Here is a 22,351-nt window from a genome sequence, read left to right on the forward strand (position 1 = left end):
CCAAGGTGCCGGCCGGCCAGCGGCCTCGTCAGCGCATCAGCATCGCGCGCCCGGGCTCCCGGAGGATGTCCGCGACGTCCACCAGGAAGCCCGATCCCTGCTCGCCGTCGACCAGCCGGTGATCGAACGACAGGGCGAGCGTCATGACGTCGCGCAGCGCGATCTCTCCGCGATGCTCCCAGGGCTGACGCCGCACCGCGCCGAGGGCGAGGATGCCCGCCTCCCCGGGGTTGATGATCGGCGTTCCGGCGTCCACGCCGAACACGCCGACGTTCGTGATCGAGAACGTGCCGCCCATCATGTCGGCCGGCGACGACTTGCCCGCACGTGCGGTCTCCGCGAGCCCGCGGATCGCGTCGGCCAGTTCGACCAGCGTCAGCTCCTGCGCATCGCGGATGTTCGGCACCACGAGCCCGCGCCCGGTCGCCGCGGCGATCCCGAGGTTCACGTAGTGGTGCTCGACGATCTCCCCCGCCTCGTCGTCCCACTTCGAGTTGAGGCCGGGGTGGCGGCCCAGCGCGAGGCACACGGCCTTCGCGGCCACGGCCATGATCCCGATCCGGTGCTCCTGCAGGTCGCGGTCGCCCTTCAGTGAGGCGATGAGCTCGCTCGTCGCCGTCACGTCGACCGTCAGGAACGTCGTGACGTGCGGCGCAGTGAAGGCGCTGCGCACCATGGCGTCCGCGGTCATGCGCCGCACCCCGCGGATCGGCGTGCGCGTCGTGCGCTCTCCCGCTGGGGCCGGCAGGGGCATCTCGAAGGTCTCGACGGGCTCGGCCGCAGCCGGCGCGGTCGCCGTGGCGCCCACGCGCGTCGCATACGCCTCGACGTCGGCGCGCGTGATGACCCCGGACGCACCGCTCGCCTCGACGAGCGCGAGGTCGATGCCCAGCTGCTTCGCGAACTGCCGCACGGGCGGTGTCGAGCGCGGGCGCTCCACGGGGCGCTCCACGACGTCTGCGAACTGGATCGCGTCGTGCGGAGCCGCCTCGAGGACGGCGGTGTCGGATGCTGCGGCCACCGAGCCCGCGACACGCGTGCGGCGCTGCGGGCGCCCGGCCCCCTGGGGCGTGGCGCCGTAGCCCACCAGGTTGGGCTCGGATTTCGCCGCCACGGCAGACGCGCTCGCCGCAACCTCCGGGGCGGAGGCCTGGGACTCCGCGGCGGGCGCCGGCGGTGCAGCTGGGCCCACGCGCCCGGAGGCTCCGGGCGACGCGCCCGCGACGCCTGGAGGGGGCGTGGGGACCGTTCCGCCGAGGTCGAAGGAGATCAGCACCGAGCCGACCGCGACGACATCGCCCGCTTCGGCGTGCAAGGCCGTGATGGTGCCGGCGTACGGGGACGGCAGCTCGACGACGGCCTTCGCGGTCTCGACCTCGGCGATGGTCTGGTTGAGAGTGACCGTGTCGCCGACGGCGACCAGCCACTGCACGAGCTCGGCTTCGGGGAGTCCCTCACCGAGGTCGGGGAGCCTGAAGTCCTGCGTCATGAGTCGAGCACCCCCGAGAGGCTGTTCGGCCGGTCCATGACGCGATCTACGGCGTCGAGGATCCGGTCGAGGTCCGGCAGGTGGTGCTTCTCGAGCTTCGCGGGCGGGTACGGGATGTCGTGCCCGGTGACGCGCTGCGGCGCCGCCTCGAGGTAGTTGAAACAGCGCTCGGTGACGCTGGCGACCAGCTCGGCGCCGACGCCCGCCTCGCGGGCGGCCTCGTGGGTGACCACGACGCGCCCGGTCTTGCGGACGGAGGCGGTGACCGTGCGGTAGTCCACCGGCGAGATCGAGCGCAGATCGATGACCTCGATCGAGACGCCGTCGTCCTCAGCGGCGGTCGCGGCGTCCAGGGCCGTGAGCACCTGCGAGCCGTAGGTCAGCAGCGTCACGTCGCTGCCTTCGCGCGCCACACGGGCGAGGCCCATCGGCGGAGCGTCCGCGAGCTGGACGTCGAGGTCGACCTCTCCCTTGGTGTGGTACAGCCTCTTCGGCTCGAAGTAGACCACCGGGTCGTCGGACGCGATCGCCTGTCGCAGCATGACGTAGGCGTCCTGCGGGTTCGACACCGCGATCACACGCAGGCCCGACGTGTGCACGAAGTACGCCTCGGGCGACTCCGAGTGGTGCTCCGCGGCGCCGACGCCACCCGCCCACGGGATGCGGATCGTGATCGGCATCTTCACGTTGCCGCGCGTGCGGTAGTGCAGCTTGGCGACCTGGCACACGATCTGATCGAACGCCGGGTACACGAAGCCGTCGAACTGGATCTCGACGACGGGCCGGTAGCCGCGGAACGCGAGCCCGACGGCGGTGCCCATGATGCCGGCCTCGGCGAGCGGCGTGTCGACCACGCGCTGCGCCCCGAACTGGTCGAGGAGGCCGTCGGTGATGCGGAAGACGCCGCCGAGCTTTCCGATGTCCTCGCCCATGACGAGAACCTTCTCGTCGTCCGCCATCGAGCGACGGAGTCCCTCGTTGATGGCCTTCGCCATCGTCAACTGCGTCACCGTCACACCCCCTCGGCTGCCGGGGCGAACCCGTCGAGGTACGCACTGAACCGCTCGCGCTGCTCAGCGAGGCCCGAGTGGGGCTCCGCGTAGACGTTGTCGAGCACTGTCAGCGGGTCGCGGGTCTTCGCGGTCATCGCCGCCTCGCGCACCGCCGCGGCGAGAGCATCGGCGTCGGCCTCGACGCTCGCCACGAACGCCTCGTCGAACTCGCCGCGCGAGCGCAGCAGTGCCTCGACGCGCGCGATCGGGTCGCGGCGGCGCCACTTCTCGACCTCCTCCTTGTCGCGGTACCGCGTCGGGTCGTCCGACGTGGTGTGCGGGCCCATGCGGTAGGTGACCGCCTCGATGAACGCGGGGCCGTTGCCGCGGCGCGCGTTGTCGAGCGCCCAGCGCATCGCAGCGAAGCACGCCAGCACGTCGTTGCCGTCGACGCGCATGCTGGGGATGCCGAAGCCCGGCGCACGCCCGGCGATCGGGAACTTCGCCTGCACAGTGACGGGCTCCGAGATCGCCCACTGGTTGTTGGTGCACACGAACACCACAGGCGCACGGAAGGAGGAGGCGAACACCATCGCCTCGTTGACGTCGCCCTGGCTCGACGCGCCGTCGCCGAAGTAGGCGACCGACACCTGGTCTGTGCCGTCGCGCTGCACGCCCATCGCGTAGCCGACCGCGTGCAGCGCCTGCGCGCCGATGATGATCTGCTGCGTGGCGGTGTTGATGTCGTAGGGGTTGTAGGTCGAGTGCTCCTCGCCGCGCCAGGCGAGCACGAAGTCCGCGGGCTTGCCGCCACGGGCGTAGACGACGCCGGTCTCGCGGTAGCTCGGGAAGGCGAAGTCATCGGCGCGGAGGGCGCGGGCGGTGCCGATCTGGGTCGCCTCCTGGCCCTGGCACGGCGGCCACAGGCCCAGCTGACCCTGCCGCTGCAGAGCGACGCCTTCGGTGTCGATGCGCCGCAGGAGAACCATGTCGCGGTAGAGGCCGCGCAGAGTCGCGGCGTCGACGTCGGCCACCCAGCGATCGAGCTCGGGGTCGGCGATGCGCTCGCCGTCGGGGGTCAGCAGGCGCGCGACATCCTCGATGTCGGTGGCGAGATCCGCTGTGGGTGTCAGGGTGTGCGTCATCGTCATCACTCCTCGTTGCGGGCCCCCTCGTGAGGAGCCGCTTCGCGTGCGCCGGCCACTTCGCCGGCTGCTTCAACGGTACGTCCGCATCGCACCTCGCTCAAGCATTCGAGGACTTCTTGAGCATGTTGACAACTCAAGCCCACCAAAGGCGTGCTAACGTTTCGCACTATGAGTGCCCTCGATCACGTCGACCTGGAGCTGCTGGCAGCGCTCTCCGCCGACCCGCGCGCGACCGTCGTCGCACTCGCCGAACGGCTCGGCCTCTCGCGCAACACCGTCCAGGCGCGCATGTCGCGACTGGAGAAGGCGGGGGTCTTCCTGTCGTACGAGCGAGCCATCTCGTCCGCCTCGCTCGGGTTCCCGATCGAGGCGTTCATCAGCGTCATCGTGCGGCAGGCCGATCTGCCCCGCATCGCCGTCGAACTCGCCCGCGTCCCGGAGGTCGTGCAGGCGCACGGGCTGTCCGGTCAGGTGGATCTGCTGGTGCGGGTCGCGTGCCGCGACACCCAGCACCTCTTCGACACCGACGCCCGCATCCTCGCGATCGAGGGCGTGGAGCGCACAGAGACGTCCCTCGTGATGGGCGAGGTCATCGCCCACCGCGTGACGCCCCTCATGGAGCTGGCACGACGGGAGTCGTAGCCGCCGGCCCTTTCGGGTTTCCGGTCGAGGAGGCGTCGGCGCGCACGAGAACCACGCCGACGAGGATCAGCGCCCCGCCGATGAACTGGATGGGCGCGGGCACCTCGGCGAGGAAGATCCACGCGAACATGAGGGCGAACAGCACCTCCGAGAGCCCGACGAAGGACGCGACCCGCGAGCCGATGCGCGGGACCGCCATCACGCCCAGCGCGTAGCCCAGCGTCGTCGCGATCGCCGCGACCCAGCCGAGCGGTATCCACCACGGCACCGCCACGCCCGCGAGGACCACGTCGACCGGCGGCGCCTGGAAGGGCATGATGCCGGCGAGGCACAGCGCACCCATGACGACCGCACCGGTCAGCAGGCCGCTCGCGGCCAGCGCGAGCGGCGGCAGGTCGTCGCCGGCCCGCTCCGAGATCACGAAATAGGCGCACACGCACACCGCTGCAGCGAGGGCGAGCAGCGTCCCGATCAGGTCGAAGGAGGCGCCCGAGATGTCGACGACGAGCACCAGACCGACCATCGCGACCGCGGAGCCCCACAGCACGAGCGCCGACGGCGCTGTGCGCGTGCGCACCCACACCGCGACGACCAGCATGACCGGGGCGAGGTACTGGATCAGCAGCGCCACGGCGACCGGCATCCGCTGCATCGCCGAGAAGAAGAAGAGCTGACATCCGAGCACCGGCATCAGGCCGAAGCCGACGATGAGCCGCCAGTGCCGCTTGAGGAAACCCCGCTGCCGCATGATCGCCAGGAACAGCGCCGGCGAGAGCACGAGGCCCGCGACTCCCATGCGAACCAGCAGCGCCGCGCCCAGCGACCAGCCGGCCTCGAGCAGGGGCTTCACGAAGGGGCCGCTCGAGGAGAACGCCAGTGCCGAGGCGACGCCCATCACGAGCCCGCTGGTGCGCATCCGCGCCTTCGTGCGCAAGGACGCGCTCGGGGCGATGACGGGAAGGGACGCGGTCGAGACGGTCATGGGCGACATCCGGCTGTCAGGGGTGAAGTGTGCTTACACTGGTGACAGTAGCGAACGGCATGTCAGGAGTCAACATGGTTTTCATCCGTGACACGGAGCTGAGCCTCCGCGCGGCCGCCCACCTGGTCAACACGTTGCCCGGCTACGACGACGAGGACACGCTCACCACTCTCGAAGCGTTCGACGAGTACCTGATGGTGAACCCCTACACGGGGCTCATCCGGCGCGATGGGCAGGAGCTCGCTGCGATCCGTGCTATCCGCCCGCGTCTGCGGCAGCTGTGGGAGGTCGACCGCGACGGCGCCGTCCCGCTCGTCAACGAGATGCTCGCGGACGGCAGCGCACTGCCCCGCCTCGTGCGCCATGACGGCTTCGACTGGCACGTGCACGCCACCAGCGACGAGGCGCCACTGGCGACCCGCATCCTCGTCGAGGCGGCGATGGCCTTCGTCGACGTCATCCGCTCCGACGAGTACGACCGCGTGCGCATCTGCTCCGCGGACGACTGCGACTCCGTCTACATCGACTACTCGAAGAACGGCTCCAAGCGCTACTGCGACACCGGAAACTGCGGCAACCGCATGAACGTCAACGCGTACCGGCGTCGGAAGGCGCGAGAAACCGCGTGATCGCGTCGCCGGCGGCCGCCGGCGTCTCGTAGTGGATCAGGTGCCCGACGTCGGGGATCTCCACCAGCTCGCCGTGCGGGAACATCGCCCTGAGCTTGCGCTCGGCCTCGATGGGCGTGATGTCGTCCCTCACCGCGGCGACCAGCAGCGTCGGCTGCGCGATGCGCGGCGCGAACGCGCGCACGTCGTTCGACACCGACGCGACGAAGGCGTCACGCAGCACGTCGCGGTCGGCGAAGCGTGAGAAGTACGTGTCGTGCTGATCATGCACGAATCGACGGATGCCGGAGTCCTTGGTCTTCGCCATCGAGACGCTCATCACCCGCACGATGAGCCCGTTGCGCAGCAGGGCCTCGCCGAGGCGCCTGGGCAGCTTCGCACCCGCCCAGTAGTAGAAGACCGCCAGTCTCGTGAGGATGCCTCGCGGTCCCTCCAGCGCCGGAGCGCCGATCGGGTTCACGAGGATCACACGCGACGTCTGGAGGCCGGCGGCCACCGCCGCCGCGACGACGATCGAGCCGAACGAGTGCCCGAGGATCACGGCGCCCGGTGCGACGGCCGTGGCGAACTCGCGGAGCCACTTCGCGTAGAGGTCGAGGTCGTGGGTGCGGCCGGGAACAGGCGCCGTCTCGCCGAAGCCGGGGAGGTCGGGCGAGATCACCCGCACGCTCGGCAGGTGCGCGACGACGGGCTCGAGCCCGTGGTGCTCGCCACGGAAGCCGTGCACCGCGACGATGGTCGTCTCCGCGTCCGCGGGCCCGTACACCCAGTACGCGGTGGTGCCGCCGAGCACCGCGACCTCGTGCCGCTCGACGGGGATCTCGTCGAGGAGCGGGGCGTACGGGTTCGGCGCGGTCACCCGTCGAGTCTACGAGGACTCCCCCGGTCCAGGCTGTGCGCGGAGCGCCTGCAACGGATGTCGGAGGCGACGCATACCGTGAACGGCATGAGCCGCCCGCATCCCGAACAGCTGCCGCTGTGGGATGTGCCGGACTGGGTGCGCATGGTCGGGGTGTTCGACCTGGAGACCACCGGCATCGACGTCACCGGCGACCGCATCGTGACGGCCCACGTGGGTCTGCTGGACGCCTCGGGCCGCGTCATCCGTGCCCGCGACTGGCTGGCCGATCCCGGCGTCGAGATCCCCGAGGGCGCGAGCGCGATCCACGGCATCTCCACGGCGCACGCACGCGCCAACGGCCGACCGGCCGCCGAGGTGGTCGCGGAGGTGGTCGCCGCCGTACGCGCCCTGCTCGATGCCGGCATCCCCGTCGTCGCGTACAACGCTCCGTTCGACTTCTCGCTGCTGAAGTACGAGTCGCTGCGGCACGGCGTCGCACCGATCGAGGATCCGTCTCCCGTGATCGATCCTCTCGTGGTCGACAAGGCGTACGACCGGTGGCGCAAAGGCAAGCGCACGCTGGAGGTCGTCGCGGCGCACTACGCCGTGAGGCTGGACTCCGCGCACGAGGCATCGGCGGACGCGGTCGCTGCGGGCCGCGTCGCGCAGGCGCTCGCGGAGCGATTCGCCCCGTGGCTGCCCGACACCGTTCACGAGCTGCACACCCGCCAGATCGGCTGGGCCCGCGCCCAGGCGGAGAGCCTGACCGAGTACTTCATCCGCATCGGGAGGATCGATCCCGACGACCGACTCGACGGTCGCTGGCCGATCCGCTGACAGGCGTCGCCCACCCGGCCGGGAAACGCAGAAGACCCCGCCGAAGCGGGGCCTTCCGGGGTGACTGCTTACTTGGAGCCGCCGAAGTTCTTGAAGCGCTGGTTGAACTTCTCGACACGACCGGCCGAGTCCATGATGCGCTGCTTGCCCGTGTAGAACGGGTGCGAGGCGGACGAGATCTCGACATCGATGACGGGGTACTCGACACCGTCGAGCTCGATCGTCTTGTCGCTGGTCACCGTCGAACGGGTGAGGAAGGTCTCGCCCGAGCCGAGGTCACGGAACACGACGGCCTGGTAGTCCGGGTGGAGGTCAGTCTTCATGATGGTCCTTTGAGGATGGTGCCCTGGATTTTGCCAGGGCGGTCAAAGTCTGGAGTGCGAATGCACCAAAGAGAGATTCTACCAGTCTCCGAGGCGGACGCCGAACCGGCCGCTCTCGGGGCTCAGTGGGCGGCGCGTGCCGCGTAGCGGCCGCCCTCTTCGCTGAGGCGGATCGGCACGCCGAACGTGTCGGTGAGCGCCTCGGCGGTGAGTGTCTCGCGAATCGGACCGGATGCCACGGCCTGGCCGTCGCGCAGCAGCAGCACGTGCGTGAAGCCGATGGGGATCTCCTCGACGTGGTGGGTGACCATGACCATCGCCGGCGTGGTCGGCGCCTGCGCGTAGCCGCCCAGCAGGATGAGCAGCTCTTCGCGCGCGCCGAGGTCGAGGCTGGCGGTCGGCTCGTCCAGGAGGAGCAGCTCGGGGTCGGTCATGACGGCACGGGCGATCTGCACGCGCTTCTGCTCGCCGTCGCTGAGGGTGCCGAACGTGCGGTCGGCCAGGTGGTCGAGCTTCCATTCCGCGAGCACGCGGAGCGCCCGGCGCTCGTCGATGTCCTCGTAGTCCTCGCGCCAGCGGCCGAGCACGGAGTACGCCGCCGTCAGGACGACGTTGAGAACGGTCTCCTCCGGCGGCACCCGACGCGCCATCGCGGAGGAAGCGAACCCGATCCGGGGCCGCAGTTCGAAGACGTCGGTGCGGCCGAGACGCTCGCCGAGGATGGTCACGACGCCCGAGGTGGGATGCAGCAGCGTGTCGGCCATCTGGAGCACGGTGGTCTTGCCGGCACCGTTCGGCCCGAGGACCACCCAGCGCTCGTCGTCGTTGATGGTCCAGTCCAGGTGATCGACGATGTTCCGGGCGTTTCGGCGGACGACGACGTCGGAGAACTCGAGCACCTGGGGCATGCTGACAGCCTATCGGCCGCCGGAGACCACCTCCGCGTACAGCGCGGCCGTCTGGTCGGCGATGCGCCGCCAGCTGAAGTCCTCGGTCGCGCGCCTGCGCCCGGCGGCCCCGTACTCTCGCGCGCGCTCCGGATCGCTCACGACCTCGGTGAGCACGCGGGCGAGATCCGACACGTACTGCTCGGGGTCGGTCGGGGTTCCGGTGCCGTCCTGCACCTGCTCGATGGGTACGAGGCGACCGGTGACACCGTCCAGCACGACCTCGGGGATGCCGCCGGTCGCCGTCCCGACGACGGCGGCGCCGCAGGCCATCGCCTCCAGGTTCACGATGCCGAGCGGCTCATAGACCGACGGGCAGACGAAGGTGGTCGCGGCGCTCAGGATCGTGCACAGCTCGTGGCGCGACAGCATCCGATCCAGCCACACGACGCCCTCGCGGGTCTCCTGCAGCCCGCGGACAAGCCCCTCGACCTCCGCCATGATCTGCGGGGTGTCGGGTGCGCCGGCGGCCAGGATGACCTGCACGTCGGCCGGCAGGCGCTCGGCGGCGCGGAGGAAGTACGGCAGGCCCTTCTGCCGCGTGATGCGGCCGACGAAGACGACGGACGGCTTCGCCGGGTCGATCCCGAGCTCCGCGAGCAGCGCGGGGTCCTCGACGGGATGCCACGCCTCGACGTCGATGCCGTTGTAGATCACGCGCACGCGGTCGGGATCCAGCACCGGGTAGCTGCGCAGGATGTCCTCCCGCATGCCGTTGCTCACCGCGACGATCGCCGCCGCGCTCTCGTACGCGGACTTCTCGATCCAGCTCGAGACGGCATACCCGCCGCCGAGCTGCTCGGCCTTCCAGGGGCGCAGCGGCTCGAGACTGTGGGCGGTGACGATGTGCGGGATGCCGTGCAGCAGCGACGCGAGGTGCCCGGCGAAGTTCGCGTACCAGGTGTGACTGTGCACGACGTCGGCGCCTGCGACATCCGTCACGATCTCGAGATCCGTGCCGAGCGTCTGCACCGCGGCGTTGGCGGCGGAGAGCTCCGAAGGCACGCCGTACGACGTGGTGCCCTCCTCGTCGCGGGCGGCTCCGAACGCGCGCACCCGGACGTCGATGCTCGAGCGGAGCGCCTTGACGAGCTCCGTCACGTGCACACCGGCGCCGCCGTAGATCTCCGGCGGGTACTCCTTGGTGACGATGTCGACTCGCATGTGTCGAACGCTAGTACACGGGCCGGAACGCGTCATAGTGTGGGTCGCATGCCAGCTGCACCCAAGGTCTTCGGAATCATCCTCGCCGGCGGCGAAGGGAAGCGGCTGATGCCGTTGACCGCGGACCGCGCCAAGCCGGCCGTCCCGTTCGGAGGGCAGTACCGGCTCATCGACTTCGCGATCTCGAATCTGATCAACTCGGGCCTGAGACAGATCGTGGTGCTGACGCAGTACAAGTCCCACAGCCTCGACCGCCACATCTCGCAGACGTGGCGGATGTCGGCCCTCCTGGACTCCTACGTGACCTCGGTGCCCGCGCAGCAGCGTCTGGGCAAGCGCTGGTTCTCGGGATCGGCGGACGCCATCCTGCAGAGCCTCAACCTCATCAACGACGAGCAGCCCGACATCGTGGTCGTGATCGGCGCCGACCACGTCTACCGCATGGACTTCCGGCAGATGCTCGCCGCGCACATCGAATCGGGCGCGCGGGCCACGGTCGCCGGCATCCGGCAGCCGATCTCGCTGGCGAACCAGTTCGGCGTGATCGACGTCGAGTCCGAGGACCCGATGCGCATCCGCGAGTTCCTCGAGAAGCCCCAGAACGCGGTCGGCCTGGCCGACGCTCCCCATCAGGTGCTCGCGTCGATGGGCAACTACATCTTCGACACGGACGCGCTCATCGAGGCCGTCGAGTCCGACGGGGAGCTTCCGACGTCGAACCACGACATGGGCGGCGACATCATCCCCTACTTCGTGGGCCGCGGCGAGGCCGGCGTCTACGACATGAACCGCAACGATGTGCCGGGGTCGACCGATCGCGACCGCTACTACTGGCGCGACGTGGGAACCATCGACTCGTTCTTCGACGCGCACCGCGACCTCATCTCGACGCTGCCGGTGTTCAACCTGTACAACATGGATTGGCCGATCCACTCCCAGTCGGTCAACTCCCCGCCCGCGAAGTTCGTGCGCGACTCGGTCGGCCGCATCGGCAACGCGATCGACTCCATCGTGTCGCTCGGGTCGGTGCTGTCGGGCACGCACCTCGAGCGCAGCGTGGTCGGCCCGTGGACGCTCGCCGGCGGTGGCTCGACGATCACCGACTCGGTGCTCTTCGACCACGTGCAGGTGGGCGCCGGGGCACGCGTGCACCGGGCGATCCTCGACAAGAACGTGGTCCTCGACGACGGCGCCACCGTCGGCGTCGACCGCGAGAAGGACCTCGCGCGCGGCTTCACGATCACCGACAGCGGCATCACCGTCGTCGGCAAGGGGTTCCGCGTCGAGCGCTGACACACGGCGGGAAGCGGCATCCGGTCCCGCTAGCGTGGGAGCATGCCTGTCGCCCCCGCCCGCTTCCTCGTCGTGCTCGACGCCGACTCCACGCTCATCCGCAACGAGGTCATCGAGCTGATCGCCGACGAGGCAGGGCGCGGCGCGGAGGTCGCGGCGGCGACGGAGGCCGCGATGCGGGGCGAGGTGGATTTCGCGTCCAGCCTGCGCTCCCGTGTCGAGGCCCTCGAGGGGGTGCCGGTGGCGGCGTTCGCGCGCGTGCTCGCGCGCATCGAGCCGACGCCCGGCGTCCGCGAGCTGATCGCAGCCGTGCATGAGCGCGGCGGTGCCGTGGGTGTGGTGTCGGGCGGATTCCACGAGATCCTCGACACGGTCGCCCCCAACCTCGGTGTGGACGTGTGGCGCGCCAACCGCCTCGCGACCCGCGACGGCGTGCTGAGCGGCACCGTCGACGGCGCGATCGTGGATGCTGCGGGCAAGGCCGCCGCCCTCCGCGAATGGGCCGACGAGAACGGCGTGCCCCTCACCCGCACACTCGCGATCGGCGACGGCGCGAACGATCTCGAGATGATGGCGGTCGCCGGGCTCGGCGTCGCCTTCAACGCGAAGCCCGCGGTGCGCGAACGCGCCGACCTCGTCGTCGGTCCGGTCGACCTCGCGGAGGTCATCCCGCTGCTGCCGTAGGCGCATTTCGCGACCCCCACCCGGGCTGTTCCGATGTCGGGCGCCGTCGGTAGCGTCGGAGCATGCACATCATCCTCGTTCCCGGGCTGTGGCTCGACGCGTCGTCGTGGGGCGACGTCGACCCCGCCCTCGAAGCCGCCGGCCACCGCACGCACGCACTCACCATGCCGGGGGTCGGCGCCTCCGCCACGGAGTCGGCGGGCATCGGCATCGCCGACTGGATCGCCGCGACCGTGGCGCAGATCGATCGCCTGGACGGGCCGGTCGTGCTCGTCGGCCATTCCGGCGGCGGCAACGTCGTCTACGGCGCCGTCGATGCGCGGCCCGACCGGGTCGCCCGGGTCGTGTTCCTCGACACGTTCCCGCCGGGCGACGGCGGCTCCATCTCCGAGTTCCCCGTCGTCGACGGTGTGATCCCGTTCCCAGGCTGGGACTTCTTCGACGAGGCCGACATCGTCGACCTCGATCCCCAGACGCGGACGGAGGCCGCGGCGCGCGCGAAGTCGGTGCCCGAGCGGGTCCCCACCGATCCGATCCGGCTCACCGACGAGCGACGGCGCGCCGTTGCGGCGACGATGATCACCGGAACCGTTCCGGAGGCGCAGATCCGCGAGATCATCGCGGCGGCACCGCCCTGGGCGGCCGAGCTGGCCGCTCTGGAGCACCTCGACATCATCGAGCTCGGTGCCCCCGAAGACCCGGCGGGCCATTGGCCGCAGTTCTCGCGGCCCGGCGCGGTCGCCGAGGCGATCCTGCAGGCGATCTCCTGAGAACGCCGACGGGCTCAGCGGCCGGTCGCGGTCGCTGAGCCCGCCTAAGCACGCCGAGCCCGCCCAAGCACGCAGCGGTGGGCGGTCAGTGCCCCATGCCGAGTCCGCCGTCGACCGGAATAACGGCGCCGGAGATATAGGCCGCGTCATCCGACGCGATCCACGTCACGACGCCGGCCACCTCGTCGGGGGACGCGAAGCGCCCCGCGGGGATGCTCTTCTTGTACTCGGCCTGCGTGTCGTCAGAGAGCTCGGCCGTCATGTCGGTCTCGATGAAGCCGGGTGCCACGACGTTCGCCGTGATGCCGCGGGCTCCCAGCTCGCGGGTGAGCGAGCGCGCGAAACCGACGAGCGCGCTCTTCGATGCGGCGTAGTTGATCTGACCGGCCGAGCCGTACAGCCCGACGACGCTCGAGATCAGCACGACGCGACCCCAGCGGGCGCGCAGCATCCCCTTGGAGGCGCGCTTGACGACGCGGAACGCGCCGCCGAGGTTGGTCGAGACGACACTGTCGAAGTCGTCCTCGGTCATGCGCAGCAGGAGGGTGTCCTTCGTGATGCCGGCGTTCGCGATGACGATCTCGACCGGGCCCAGCGTGTTCTCGACCTCGGTGAATGCGGCGTCGACGGCTGCGGCATCCGTCACATCCGCTCGCACGGTGAGGGTGCCCTCGGGACCCTCTCCGGAGCGCGCGGTGACGGCGACCTTGTAGCCCTCGGCGACGAAGCGCTCCGCGATGGCGCGGCCGATGCCGCGGTTTCCGCCGGTGACGAGGACGACGCGATCGGTGGACATGGTGGCACTCCCGGGGTTGTGGCGGATCCGCACCAGCCTACCGGCGGCGCCCCGATCGACCGGCGTGTTTGACACCCCCGCTGCGGCGCTGGGACTCTGGTCCCAGACATCGAAGAAAGGCCGCCCCGTGAGCGACAACATCCCGCAGGACCCCGCACCCGAGCCGGGCTCGTACCCGCCGGTTCCGCCCGCTCCGGCAGCGGACCAGCCCACCCAGCCCGCCCCGGGCGCTTACCCGCCGCCGGCTCAGGGCGGCGCCTATCCCCCGCCGGCATACGGCTCGCCCGCGGGCAGCGCGCCCACCTACGGCGCGCCGGCCTATGGCTCCGCGCCGGCGTACGGCGCCGCCCCCGGGTACGGCTACGGCGCGCCCGCGAAGACGAACACGCTGGCGATCGTGTCGCTCATCGCGTCGATCTCGGCTTTCGTCATCCTCCCGTTCATCGGCTCGGTCGTGGGCGTGATCACCGGCCACATGTCGCTCAACCAGCTCAAGACGAGCGGCGAGCAGGGGCGCGGCATGGCGCTGGCCGGCACCATCGTCGGCTGGGTCGGACTGGGACTCGCGATCCTCGGGACCATCGCGGCGATCCTGTTCTTCTCCTTCCTCGCGGGGATGTACGGCCAGTACGGCACATACTCCTGAATCCGCTCGCCCCGGGACCCGTTCCCGGGGCGATGACGCGGTGCAACCGGCGTACCCTGGAAGTACCGTGAAGAGTTCGAGCCACGCCCCGTCGGCGACATCACTGCCGCGTTCCCCGCGCGACGACGTCGACGCGCGCTCGACGCGCTACCTGATCACGATGGCGATCCGCGTCGCGTGCTTCATCCTCATGGTGGTCATCACGCCGTACGGCTGGTACACGTGGCTCTTCGGCGCCGCGGCGATCTTCCTGCCCTACATCGCGGTCGTCTCCGCGAACGTCGGCCAGGAGGCACGGCGCAACCGCCGCGAGGATCCCGAGCCTGCGCTTCCCGCCACCCCCACGACCGCTGCGACCGGAACCCCGGTGATCCGCATCGAGGAGACCCGGGCGATCCCGGCGGACGGCGAGCGCACGGACGAGAAGCCCGCCGACGAGGCGGACCCGCCCGCATGAGCGACGCCGGACCCGACCAGGTCGCCGACGCGGTCTGCTCGCGCGCAGGGTGCCGCGCGACCGCGCGCTGGCGCATCGATTGGCGCAATCCCCGCATCCACACCGAGGGCCACCGCAAGACCTGGGTGGCGTGCGACGAGCACGTGGGGTACCTCCGCGAGTTCCTCGCCGCACGAGACTTCCCCGTGGCGGTCGCCCCGCTCGCCCCGACGGAGGCCGCCCGGTGAGCCCCCGCTCCGTGAGCATGCAGAGCCTCCCCCGCGCGGGCCGCTGGGCGATCTACATCGCCCTCGCCGTCGTGTTCGCGATCGCGTGCGCCTTCCTGTCGAACTGGCAGTTCACGCGCAACCAGGAGCGCTCCGGTCAGCTGGCGCTCGTCGCCGAGAACTACGACGCCGTCCCGGTGCCGCTGGCCGAGCTCCTCCCCGCCGACGGAGACTTCTCCCCCGGTGACGAATGGCACCCGGTGACCCTGACCGGGACGTACCTCACCGACGAGCAGCTCCTGGTGCGCAACCGCCCGCACGGCGGAACCTCGGCCTTCGAGGTGCTCGTGCCCTTCCGACTCGACGACGGCCGCGTGCTGCTGGTCGATCGTGGCTGGGTGCCGCCGGGTCAGGACCAGCCCGTCCCCGACGCCGTCCCCGCTCCCCCGACCGGCGAGGCGACCGTGATCGTGCGCCTGCGCCCGGGCGAGCCCCTGCCGTCGTCGGGCCGCTCGGCGCCCGAGGGCCAGGTCCCGACGATCAACCTGGGCCTCGTCGCCGACACGATCTCACCCCCCGCGGGCGAGGCCCTCGAGCAGAGCGCCTACGGTGTCATGGTGTCGGAGGACCCGGCCCCTGCGACGGCGCCGAGCGCCCTCGAGCCCCCGTCCGACGACCCCGGTCCCCACCTCTCGTACGCGATCCAATGGATCCTGTTCGCGGTGATGGGCTTCGTCTTCATCGGCTACGTCATCCGCACCGAGCGCCGTCATCGTCGCGAGGATGCGGAGGACGCCCCGTCGGAGGCAGGCGGAACGGATGCCTCGGCACCCGCGCCGCCGGCACCGCGCCGTCGCCGCGACCGTGACGCCGAGGACGAGGACGCCCTGCTGGACGCCGCCGGCCGCTGACCTCGAGCCGGCGCCGGCTTACGCGAGAGACACGAGGTCCGCGTAGTCGCGGCCCCAGATGTCTTCGACGCCGTCGGGGAGGATGAGCACGCGCTCGGGGTTGAGCGCCTCGACGGCCCCCTCGTCGTGCGACACGAGCACCACCGCGCCCTCGTAGTGGGCGAGCGCCCCGAGGATCTCCTCACGCGAGGCGGGGTCGAGGTTGTTCGTGGGCTCGTCGAGCAGCAGCATGTTCGCCGACGACACCACGAGGGTCGCGAGGGACAGGCGGGTCTTCTCGCCGCCGGAGAGCACGCCGGCGGGTTTCAGCACGTCATCGCCTGTGAAGAGGAACGACCCCAGCACCTTGCGCGCCTCGGTGGCTGTGATGTCGGGCGCGGCCGACATCATGTTCTCGAGCACCGAGCGCGACACGTCGAGATTCTCGTGCTCCTGGGCGTAGTAGCCGATCTTCAGCCCATGGCCGGGCTCGAGCTGCCCGGTGTCGGGCTGGTCGACGCCGGCGAGGATGCGCAGCAGCGTCGTCTTTCCGGCACCGTTGAGGCCGAGGATGACGACCTTCGAGCCGCGGTCGATCGCGAGGTCCACATCCGTGAAGATCTCGAGCGAGCCGTAGGACTTGGACAGGCCCGAGGCCATGAGCGGCGTCTTGCCGCACGGCGCGGGCTTCGGGAACCGCAGCTTCGCGACGCGCTCCTCCTGGCGCACTTCGTCGAGGCCGGCGAGCATCTTCTCGGCGCGCGCCACCATCTGGTGGGCGGCGGCCGCCTTGGACGCCTTGGCTCCGAACCGGGCTGCCTGCTGCTGCAGGACGGTGGCCTTCTTCTCGACGTTGGCGCGCTCCTTCTTGCGGCGCTCCTCGTCGGCCACCCGCTGGCGCAGGTAGTTCTTCCAGTTCATGTTGTAGACGTCGATGACCTGGCGGTTCGCGTCGAGATAGAAGACGCGGTTGACCGTCTCTCCGACGAGCTCGACGTCGTGCGAGATGACGATGAGCCCGCCCTTGTAGCCCTTGAGGAATTCACGCAGCCACACGACGCTGTCGGCGTCGAGGTGGTTGGTCGGCTCGTCGAGGATCATCGTCTGCGCGTCCGAGAACAGGATGCGCGCGAGCTCGATCCGGCGGCGCTGACCGCCCGACAGGGTCTTGAGCGGCTGGTCGAGGATGCGGTCGGGCAGCGAGAGGTTGTGGGCGATGGACGCCGCCTCGGCCTCGGCCGCGTAGCCGCCGAGCGCCTCGAAGCGCTCGGTGAGGTTCGCGTACTTGCGCATCGCCCTTGCAGCGATCGCCTCGTCGTCGTCACCCATCGCGAGGGATGCCTCGTGCATGCCGATCGCGAGCGAGCCGAGGCCGCGCGCGTCGAGGATGCGCGTGCGGGCCAGCATCTCGGGGTCGCCCGAGCGGGGGTCCTGCGGCAGGTAGCCGAGTTCGCCGGAGCGCTCGACCTTGCCGTCCGCGGGGATGAGATCGCCCGCCAGCACCTTGGTCAGCGTCGTCTTGCCGGCGCCGTTGCGGCCGACGAGACCGATCTTGTCGCCGTCCGAGACGCGGAAGGAGACGTCCGACATGAGCACGCGGGCGCCCACGCGGATCTCGAGGTCGTGCACGGCGAGCACAGCGGAAGTCCGATCCGTCGATGGAGATGGGGAGGTGGCCGACCGGCCAGCCTCCCAGTATACGGGGCCGCTCTCATCGGCGATCGCCCGAATGCCTCCGCAGAGGGATCCGGTCGATACCCCGGAGGGATGCCCTGTGCGGCACCGCGGCCATACCGTTCCCGGGTGGATGTCATCTCCGACCTCGTGCTGCAGGCCGTCGCCTCCCCGTGGCTGTACCCGGCGATGTTCGCCGTCGCGTTGATGGACGGGTTCTTCCCGCCGGTGCCGAGCGAGACGGTGCTGGTCGCGTCGGCGGCGGTCGCAGCATCCGGCGACCGTCCCGATCTTCTCGCCCTCGGCCTCGTCGCCGCCGCGGGGGCCGCGGCCGGTGACAACATCGCGTTCGCCATCGGGCGGCGCGCGGGCACCTCGCGGTTCGCGTGGATGCGACGGCCGCGCGTCGCCGGAGCCCTCGGATGGGCGGGCGCCGCGCTCGACCGACGGGGCGCCGGGCTCATTCTCGGGGCGCGTTTCATCCCGGTGGGGCGCGTGGCCGTCAACCTCTCGGCCGGCGCGCTCGCCTACCCATGGCGGCGGTTCGCGATGCTCAGCGTCGCGGCGGGGCTGTGCTGGGCCGCCTACAGCATCGCGATCGGACTGCTCGCCGGCGCCTGGCTGAAGGATCAGCCGCTCGTGGGCGCGGCCCTCGGCATCGTGCTCGCCGTGGGCATCGGACTGCTCGTGGACCGCCTGCTCGCGGTACGGGCACGCCGGGTCGCGGCATCCGCGTGAACCTCGACGACTGACAGGATGACATCGTGCGCGACACCTCCTCCCCTGTGACGTCCGGGTCCCGGACGCGTCGCAGGTTGAGCAATCCGGCGATCGCCTTCGGCGCCCTCGCTCTGGCGACCGTCGCGCTCTTCTCCGTGCTCGTGCCCGTGCACATCGCGCTGTACCTCCAGCCGGCGCCCCTCGCCTTCCTGTTCGGGGCGATGCTGTGCGCGTCCCCGCTCGTCGCCGTGCGGTTCCCGCGCTGGTCGATCGCGATGTGCACCGTGGCGGCCGTCGCCCTGCCCCTGCCCGTCGGCGAGCCCGCGACGACCTGGCCGTGGCCGTGGTCCGTGCCGGCCATGCTCGCCTTCATCCTCTTCGTCGGCGTCCTCGCGGTCCTGCACGGCTGGCGGGTCGCGCTTCTCGCCTGGCTCCTCGGCATCGGCGGCACGCTCGCGGTCGTCATCGCGCTGGCCGCAACGGTGCCCGTGGTCGCGGGGATCGTGAATCTCGTCATCGTCACGTCGGTGTCGGGCGCCGCCCTGCTCGTCGCGGTGCTCGCGGCCAGTCGTCTTCGCGTGGGCGCCGAGCTCACCCGCGAGCGCGAGCTGACCGCCCTCGAGCAGTCGAGACGCGTCCTCGTCGAGGAGCGCGCGCGCATCGCCCGCGAGCTGCACGACGTCGTCGCGCACGGCATGTCGCTCATCCAGGTGCAGGCGTCGACGGCCCGGTACCGCGTGCCCGGGCTGCCTGACGAAGCGGGACAGGAGTTCGACGAGATCGCCCGGACGGCGCGCGAAGGGCTCACCGAGATGCGCCGGCTCCTCGGAGTGCTCCGCACCGAGGATCAGCAGGCCGACCTCGCACCGCAGCAGGGGCTGCGCGACATCCCGGATCTCGTGCAGGCACTGCGACGCGCCGGGGCCGAGATCGACGCCGCGCTCGCCCCGGTGCCCGAGGCGGTGCCGAGCGCGGTCGACATCGCCGCCTTCCGCATCGTGCAGGAGGCGCTGAGCAACGCGGTCCGGCACGCTCCGCAGGCTCCGATCGAGCTGGCCGTGGAGACGGATGCCGCCACCCTGCGCCTGCGTGTCCGCAACGCTGCGTCGAGCGGGGCGCCGAGTCCTGATGCGTCCACGTCGCTCGGACACGGTCTCCTCGGCATGCGCGAGCGCGCGGCGCTCGTCGGCGGCACGGTCAGCGCGGGCGCCCACGCCGACGGCGGATGGATCGTGCGCGCCTCACTCCCCCTCGCCCCGCTCCCGCCCGACCCGACGCCCGGAGGCGCAGCGTGACCATCAGTGTTCTCATCGCAGACGACCAGGCCATGGTGCGGGCGGGATTCGCCGCCCTCCTCGATGCGCAGGACGACATCCGCGTCGTCGGCCAGGCAGCGGACGGGAAGGAGGCGGTGACGCTGTCGGCGCGCCTCGACCCCGATGTGGTGCTCATGGACGTGCGGATGCCCGAACTCGACGGCATCGCCGCGACGCGACGCGTCCTCGGTCCGGACTACCCCGCCGCCCATGTCCCGCGGATCCTGATGCTGACCACGTTCGACATCGACGACTACGTGTACGACGCCCTCGAGGCGGGTGCGAGCGGGTTCCTCTTGAAGGACGCCCTCCCGGAGGATCTCGTGCACGCCGTGCGTGTCGTCGCCGCGGGCGATGCGCTGCTCGCACCGAGCGTGACACGACGCATGATCGAGCACTTCGCCGCTCGCCGGCCCCGTGCCGGGCGCGCGACCGCGGCCCTCAGAGAGCTCACCGAGCGCGAGCGCGAGGTGCTCACGCTCATCGGCCGCGGGCGCTCGAACACCGAGATCGCCGCAGAGCTGTTCATCTCGGAGCAGACCGTGAAGACGCATGTCGGCAAAGTGCTGTCGAAGCTCGGCGTCCGCGACCGCGTCCAGGCGGTGATCTTCGCCTACGACGCAGGGCTGGTCGAGCCCGCCCCCTGATCCCTCCACGGGGTGATGCCACGACGGCACCGTAGAGCGATGCGACCGCACACACGGCCTCCTTAGCCTTCCCGGGACGCACCCCGAGGAGGGCCTCATGACCATCGTCCGCATCGCCGCCGCGGCTTCGCCCCGCATCGACGCACCGGTCAGAGACCGCGCCATAGACCTCGTCCGCACCCTGTGCATCGCGGGGGTGGTCGTGCTCCACGCCATGATGGTCGGTGTCGCCGTGACCGACGCCGGCCCCTCTTTCGTCAACGCGAGCGACGGCACCTGGTGGATCGTCCCGCTCAGCTGGCTGCTGCAGGTGATGCCGCTGTTCTTCGTGATGGGCGGGTTCTCGGGCGCGACCGCCCTTCGCCGTGCGCGGCGGCGCGGCCGGGACGGCATCGATTTCGTCGGCGGGCGGATCCACCGCCTGCTGCTGCCCGCACTGGTGACGATCGCCACTGTCGGTGCACTGCTCGCCCTGCTCACCGCCGCGGGTGTACCGGCGGAGCTCGTCGCACTTGCGGGATTCCGCTTCGCGCAGCCGCTGTGGTTCCTCGGCGTCTTCCTCGTCTGCCAGGCGCTGCTGCCGGCGCTCCTCCGTCTGCACGAGAGCGCCCCGGTGCGGACCATCACGATCCTCGCGGCGGCGGCCGGGGTCGTCGACCTGGTCCGTCTCAGCACCGGCGTCGACGCGTACGGCTTCCTCAACCTCGCGTTCGTGTGGCTCGCGCTGCAGCAGCTGGGATTCTTCCTGGCCGACGGACGGATCGACGCACTCTCGCGGCGCTTGCGGGTCATGGTGGCCGCAGCGGCGACCGCCGCACTCGCGATCTCGTTCGTCGCGGGGGTGCACTCACCGGACCTCGTGGCCAACATCAACCCGCCGACGACGGCGCTGCTGTTCGTGGGCATCGCGCACACGGCGCTGTTCTCCCTCCTCCGCGGTCGGCTGGAGGGCCTGGCGGAGCGCCCGGCGCCCGCGCGACTCATCGAGGCCGTCACACCACGCGCGATGACCGTCTACCTGTGGCATATGCCGGTCCTGCTGTGCCTGGCCGGACTGACGGCCGTCGGCGCGATGATCACCGCACTGCCGCTTCCCGGGATCGACGGCCCGTGGTGGTGGCTCTCGCGGCCGGCGTGGTTGGCGCTCGCGCTCGCAGCGACGGCTGTCGTCGCATGGCCGCTCGCCCGCATCGAGGCGGTCGCGTCGCCGCGCAGCACGCGCTCGGCCTGGCGGCTGGGCCTCGCGACCGGGGCCGGCACGGCAGCCGTCGCCCTCCTCCTGGTGAGCGGCACGAACGTCCTCACCGCTGCCGCCGCTGCCGCACTCCTCGTCGCCGCGCTCCGGCTGGCACGCGCGCCGCAGCCGTGGGCTCGTAGGAGCCGGACAGCGGATCCGTCGATCATTCGTGGATCCCGTCCAAGAACCTGCCCCCACCTCCCCCTAGGCTGAGAGCCATGTCATCCATCGCCGCCGCTCCGACCGCCTCCGCCGGCACGCGTCGCGTCCTCGCCGACGTCATCGCCCGCCCGTCCTCGCGCGCTCGCGCGTTCGCCCTCGATGCCGGACTCGTCATCGCCGGCGCGACCATCGTCGCCCTCCTCGCCCAGGTAGAGATCCCGCTGTGGCCCGTGCCGATCACGGGTCAGACGCTGGGTGTCATCGTCGTCGGCGCCGCACTCGGCGCGTGGCGCGGTGCCGCGGCCCTCACGACCTACATGCTCGTCGGCCTCGCGGGGCTCCCGGTATTCGCCGGCTTCACGGGCACCGTCGCCGCGGTCGGCAAGCCCAGCTTCGGGTTCGTGATCGGCTTCATCTTCTCGGCGTTCGTCGCCGGCTGGTTCGCCGAGCGGGCGTGGGACCGCCGCCCCGGACTCGCGTTCCTCGGCTTCGCCGCCGCCAGCGTCGTGCCGTTCCTGTTCGGCATCCCATACATGGCCTTCATCCTCAACGTCGTGATGGGCCTGGACTACTCGTTCGGCGAGCTCCTCGCCGTCGGCCTCCTGCCGTTCATCCTGGGCGGCCTCATCAAGGCGGCACTCGCCGCCGCGATCATCCCCGGTGCGTGGGCGCTCGTGCGCAAGGCGGACCAGAGCAAGAACTGAGGCGGATGCCTCCATCCGAGACATCCGTCCATCGAGAAAGCCCCCGCACAGCCGGGGGCTTTCACGTTCGCGCAGCGGTGACGCGACCGATTGGCAATCTGGGAAACGGCTGGGTAAGGTTGGCCTTACCGCGCCCTGCTAAGGGCATCCTTACC

At 70.9% G+C, this 22,351-nt stretch carries 25 protein-coding genes; 15 read left to right on the forward strand and 10 right to left on the reverse strand.

The features are described 5' to 3' along the window. Positions 1 to 28: 28 nt before the first annotated feature. Genes J2Y46_RS14690 through pdhA form a run of 3 tightly spaced genes read right to left on the reverse strand, consistent with a single transcriptional unit; the run spans position 29 to position 3,632 of the window. Complete coding sequence (locus J2Y46_RS14690; RefSeq protein ID WP_045302334.1) at positions 29 to 1,489, reverse strand: dihydrolipoamide acetyltransferase family protein; 1,461 nt, start codon at positions 1,487 to 1,489, stop codon at positions 29 to 31. Beyond that, positions 1,486 to 2,499 (reverse strand): alpha-ketoacid dehydrogenase subunit beta, encoded by a 1,014-nt coding sequence (locus J2Y46_RS14695; protein WP_045302869.1) that lies wholly within the window; start codon positions 2,497 to 2,499, stop codon positions 1,486 to 1,488. Before J2Y46_RS14695 ends, J2Y46_RS14690 begins: the two co-directional genes overlap by 4 nt. Before the next feature lie 2 nt (positions 2,500 to 2,501). Then, positions 2,502 to 3,632: a pyruvate dehydrogenase (acetyl-transferring) E1 component subunit alpha gene (pdhA, locus tag J2Y46_RS14700; RefSeq protein ID WP_084695772.1), complete on the reverse strand. Its 1,131-nt coding sequence runs from the start codon at positions 3,630 to 3,632 to the stop codon at positions 2,502 to 2,504. Between the two features lie 165 nt (positions 3,633 to 3,797). Between pdhA and J2Y46_RS14705 the strand changes: the two genes are divergently transcribed. Then, positions 3,798 to 4,271 carry an Lrp/AsnC family transcriptional regulator gene (locus J2Y46_RS14705; RefSeq protein ID WP_045302332.1) on the forward strand — a complete coding sequence of 158 codons (474 nt, stop codon included), beginning with the start codon at positions 3,798 to 3,800 and terminating at the stop codon, positions 4,269 to 4,271. On the opposite strand, the gene J2Y46_RS14710 is transcribed toward J2Y46_RS14705, so the two are convergent. Further along, positions 4,243 to 5,253 (reverse strand): DMT family transporter, encoded by a 1,011-nt coding sequence (locus tag J2Y46_RS14710; RefSeq protein WP_045302330.1) that lies wholly within the window; start codon positions 5,251 to 5,253, stop codon positions 4,243 to 4,245. The two genes, J2Y46_RS14705 and J2Y46_RS14710, sit on opposite strands and share 29 nt — an antisense overlap. Positions 5,254 to 5,327: 74 nt before the next feature. On the opposite strand from J2Y46_RS14710, the gene J2Y46_RS14715 reads away from it, so the two are divergent. Further along, positions 5,328 to 5,882, forward strand: a complete 555-nt coding sequence (locus tag J2Y46_RS14715) for a CGNR zinc finger domain-containing protein (protein WP_045302328.1) — start codon at positions 5,328 to 5,330, stop codon at positions 5,880 to 5,882. On the opposite strand, the gene J2Y46_RS14720 is transcribed toward J2Y46_RS14715, so the two are convergent. Next, a complete protein-coding gene (locus J2Y46_RS14720; protein WP_045302326.1) occupies positions 5,842 to 6,741 on the reverse strand; it encodes an alpha/beta fold hydrolase in 900 nt (299 codons plus the stop codon). The genes J2Y46_RS14715 and J2Y46_RS14720 overlap by 41 nt on opposite strands. Positions 6,742 to 6,828: 87 nt before the next feature. Here J2Y46_RS14720 and J2Y46_RS14725 point away from each other — a divergent pair, with 87 nt between their 5' ends. Continuing rightward, positions 6,829 to 7,560: an exonuclease domain-containing protein gene (locus tag J2Y46_RS14725; RefSeq protein WP_052676954.1), complete on the forward strand. Its 732-nt coding sequence runs from the start codon at positions 6,829 to 6,831 to the stop codon at positions 7,558 to 7,560. A gap of 68 nt (positions 7,561 to 7,628) precedes the next feature. Here the strand turns inward: J2Y46_RS14725 and J2Y46_RS14730 are convergent, their stop codons facing one another. The 3 genes from J2Y46_RS14730 to glgA all read right to left on the reverse strand — a co-directional run bounded on the left by J2Y46_RS14730 (position 7,629) and on the right by glgA (position 9,994). Continuing rightward, positions 7,629 to 7,883 (reverse strand): type B 50S ribosomal protein L31, encoded by a 255-nt coding sequence (locus J2Y46_RS14730; protein ID WP_045302322.1) that lies wholly within the window; start codon positions 7,881 to 7,883, stop codon positions 7,629 to 7,631. A 122-nt stretch (positions 7,884 to 8,005) separates the two neighbouring features. Further along, complete coding sequence (locus J2Y46_RS14735) at positions 8,006 to 8,791, reverse strand: ABC transporter ATP-binding protein (RefSeq protein ID WP_045302321.1); 786 nt, start codon at positions 8,789 to 8,791, stop codon at positions 8,006 to 8,008. 9 nt (positions 8,792 to 8,800) lie between these two features. After that, positions 8,801 to 9,994, reverse strand: a complete 1,194-nt coding sequence (gene glgA / locus J2Y46_RS14740) for a glycogen synthase (protein WP_045302319.1) — start codon at positions 9,992 to 9,994, stop codon at positions 8,801 to 8,803. Between the two features lie 48 nt (positions 9,995 to 10,042). Here glgA and J2Y46_RS14745 point away from each other — a divergent pair, with 48 nt between their 5' ends. From J2Y46_RS14745 to J2Y46_RS14755, 3 genes are all read left to right on the forward strand, one after another. Continuing rightward, the gene (locus tag J2Y46_RS14745) at positions 10,043 to 11,287 is read left to right on the forward strand and encodes a glucose-1-phosphate adenylyltransferase (protein ID WP_045302317.1); all 1,245 of its coding nucleotides are present in this window, start codon (positions 10,043 to 10,045) and stop codon (positions 11,285 to 11,287) included. Between the two features lie 42 nt (positions 11,288 to 11,329). Then, the gene (gene serB, locus J2Y46_RS14750) at positions 11,330 to 11,971 is read left to right on the forward strand and encodes a phosphoserine phosphatase SerB (RefSeq protein ID WP_045302316.1); all 642 of its coding nucleotides are present in this window, start codon (positions 11,330 to 11,332) and stop codon (positions 11,969 to 11,971) included. Positions 11,972 to 12,033: 62 nt separating this feature from the next. Next, positions 12,034 to 12,741 carry an alpha/beta fold hydrolase gene (locus J2Y46_RS14755; RefSeq protein WP_045302314.1) on the forward strand — a complete coding sequence of 236 codons (708 nt, stop codon included), beginning with the start codon at positions 12,034 to 12,036 and terminating at the stop codon, positions 12,739 to 12,741. 85 nt (positions 12,742 to 12,826) lie between these two features. Here J2Y46_RS14755 and fabG read toward each other — a convergent pair whose 3' ends face one another. Further along, positions 12,827 to 13,537: a 3-oxoacyl-ACP reductase FabG gene (fabG, locus tag J2Y46_RS14760; RefSeq protein WP_045302312.1), complete on the reverse strand. Its 711-nt coding sequence runs from the start codon at positions 13,535 to 13,537 to the stop codon at positions 12,827 to 12,829. 127 nt (positions 13,538 to 13,664) lie between these two features. On the opposite strand from fabG, the gene J2Y46_RS14765 reads away from it, so the two are divergent. From J2Y46_RS14765 to J2Y46_RS14780, 4 genes are all read left to right on the forward strand, one after another. Continuing rightward, complete coding sequence (locus J2Y46_RS14765; RefSeq protein ID WP_310243304.1) at positions 13,665 to 14,183, forward strand: DUF4190 domain-containing protein; 519 nt, start codon at positions 13,665 to 13,667, stop codon at positions 14,181 to 14,183. A gap of 67 nt (positions 14,184 to 14,250) precedes the next feature. Next, positions 14,251 to 14,640, forward strand: a complete 390-nt coding sequence (locus tag J2Y46_RS14770; protein WP_045298781.1) for a DUF3099 domain-containing protein — start codon at positions 14,251 to 14,253, stop codon at positions 14,638 to 14,640. Continuing rightward, positions 14,637 to 14,867, forward strand: coding sequence for a hypothetical protein (locus J2Y46_RS14775; protein ID WP_045298783.1), 231 nt, complete (start codon positions 14,637 to 14,639; stop codon positions 14,865 to 14,867). Before J2Y46_RS14770 ends, J2Y46_RS14775 begins: the two co-directional genes overlap by 4 nt. Before the next feature lie 17 nt (positions 14,868 to 14,884). Further along, a complete protein-coding gene (locus J2Y46_RS14780; protein WP_045299164.1) occupies positions 14,885 to 15,757 on the forward strand; it encodes an SURF1 family protein in 873 nt (290 codons plus the stop codon). Positions 15,758 to 15,775: 18 nt separating this feature from the next. Here the strand turns inward: J2Y46_RS14780 and abc-f are convergent, their stop codons facing one another. After that, complete coding sequence (gene abc-f / locus J2Y46_RS14785; RefSeq protein ID WP_045298785.1) at positions 15,776 to 17,374, reverse strand: ribosomal protection-like ABC-F family protein; 1,599 nt, start codon at positions 17,372 to 17,374, stop codon at positions 15,776 to 15,778. Between the two features lie 165 nt (positions 17,375 to 17,539). Here abc-f and J2Y46_RS14790 point away from each other — a divergent pair, with 165 nt between their 5' ends. The 5 genes from J2Y46_RS14790 (at position 17,540) to J2Y46_RS14810 (ending at position 22,196) form a co-directional block, all read left to right on the forward strand. Beyond that, positions 17,540 to 18,148 (forward strand): DedA family protein, encoded by a 609-nt coding sequence (locus J2Y46_RS14790; RefSeq protein ID WP_045298787.1) that lies wholly within the window; start codon positions 17,540 to 17,542, stop codon positions 18,146 to 18,148. 77 nt (positions 18,149 to 18,225) lie between these two features. Beyond that, positions 18,226 to 19,425, forward strand: a complete 1,200-nt coding sequence (locus J2Y46_RS14795; protein ID WP_310243310.1) for a histidine kinase — start codon at positions 18,226 to 18,228, stop codon at positions 19,423 to 19,425. Further along, a complete protein-coding gene (locus tag J2Y46_RS14800) occupies positions 19,422 to 20,093 on the forward strand; it encodes a response regulator transcription factor (protein WP_045298791.1) in 672 nt (223 codons plus the stop codon). Before J2Y46_RS14795 ends, J2Y46_RS14800 begins: the two co-directional genes overlap by 4 nt. A 97-nt stretch (positions 20,094 to 20,190) precedes the next feature. Beyond that, on the forward strand, positions 20,191 to 21,543 hold the full coding sequence (locus J2Y46_RS14805) for an acyltransferase (RefSeq protein WP_084695556.1): 1,353 nt from the start codon (positions 20,191 to 20,193) through the stop codon (positions 21,541 to 21,543). Between the two features lie 5 nt (positions 21,544 to 21,548). Then, the gene (locus J2Y46_RS14810; protein WP_045298793.1) at positions 21,549 to 22,196 is read left to right on the forward strand and encodes a biotin transporter BioY; all 648 of its coding nucleotides are present in this window, start codon (positions 21,549 to 21,551) and stop codon (positions 22,194 to 22,196) included. Positions 22,197 to 22,351 lie beyond the last annotated feature (155 nt).

The sequence above is a fragment of the Microbacterium sp. BE35 genome (genome assembly GCF_031457705.1).
In the GTDB taxonomy this organism is placed as follows: Bacteria; Actinomycetota; Actinomycetes; order Actinomycetales; family Microbacteriaceae; genus Microbacterium; species Microbacterium trichothecenolyticum.

Excerpts from the sequence above, each read along its gene's own strand:
- J2Y46_RS14775 (WP_045298783.1), top strand. The coding sequence starts at position 14,637 with ATGAGCGACGCCGGACCCGACCAGGTCGCCGACGCGGTCTGCTCGCGC.
- J2Y46_RS14725 (WP_052676954.1), top strand. The coding sequence starts at position 6,829 with ATGAGCCGCCCGCATCCCGAACAGCTGCCGCTGTGGGATGTGCCGGAC.
- J2Y46_RS14690 (WP_045302334.1), bottom strand. The coding sequence starts at position 1,489 with ATGACGCAGGACTTCAGGCTCCCCGACCTCGGTGAGGGACTCCCCGAA.
- serB (WP_045302316.1), top strand. The coding sequence starts at position 11,330 with ATGCCTGTCGCCCCCGCCCGCTTCCTCGTCGTGCTCGACGCCGACTCC.
- J2Y46_RS14715 (WP_045302328.1), top strand. The coding sequence starts at position 5,328 with ATGGTTTTCATCCGTGACACGGAGCTGAGCCTCCGCGCGGCCGCCCAC.
- pdhA (WP_084695772.1), bottom strand. The coding sequence starts at position 3,632 with ATGACGATGACGCACACCCTGACACCCACAGCGGATCTCGCCACCGAC.
- J2Y46_RS14755 (WP_045302314.1), top strand. The coding sequence starts at position 12,034 with ATGCACATCATCCTCGTTCCCGGGCTGTGGCTCGACGCGTCGTCGTGG.
- J2Y46_RS14745 (WP_045302317.1), top strand. The coding sequence starts at position 10,043 with ATGCCAGCTGCACCCAAGGTCTTCGGAATCATCCTCGCCGGCGGCGAA.
- glgA (WP_045302319.1), bottom strand. The coding sequence starts at position 9,994 with ATGCGAGTCGACATCGTCACCAAGGAGTACCCGCCGGAGATCTACGGC.
- J2Y46_RS14705 (WP_045302332.1), top strand. The coding sequence starts at position 3,798 with ATGAGTGCCCTCGATCACGTCGACCTGGAGCTGCTGGCAGCGCTCTCC.
- J2Y46_RS14810 (WP_045298793.1), top strand. The coding sequence starts at position 21,549 with ATGTCATCCATCGCCGCCGCTCCGACCGCCTCCGCCGGCACGCGTCGC.
- J2Y46_RS14780 (WP_045299164.1), top strand. The coding sequence starts at position 14,885 with ATGCAGAGCCTCCCCCGCGCGGGCCGCTGGGCGATCTACATCGCCCTC.
- J2Y46_RS14710 (WP_045302330.1), bottom strand. The coding sequence starts at position 5,253 with ATGACCGTCTCGACCGCGTCCCTTCCCGTCATCGCCCCGAGCGCGTCC.
- J2Y46_RS14730 (WP_045302322.1), bottom strand. The coding sequence starts at position 7,883 with ATGAAGACTGACCTCCACCCGGACTACCAGGCCGTCGTGTTCCGTGAC.
- J2Y46_RS14805 (WP_084695556.1), top strand. The coding sequence starts at position 20,191 with ATGACCATCGTCCGCATCGCCGCCGCGGCTTCGCCCCGCATCGACGCA.
- fabG (WP_045302312.1), bottom strand. The coding sequence starts at position 13,537 with ATGTCCACCGATCGCGTCGTCCTCGTCACCGGCGGAAACCGCGGCATC.
- J2Y46_RS14735 (WP_045302321.1), bottom strand. The coding sequence starts at position 8,791 with ATGCCCCAGGTGCTCGAGTTCTCCGACGTCGTCGTCCGCCGAAACGCC.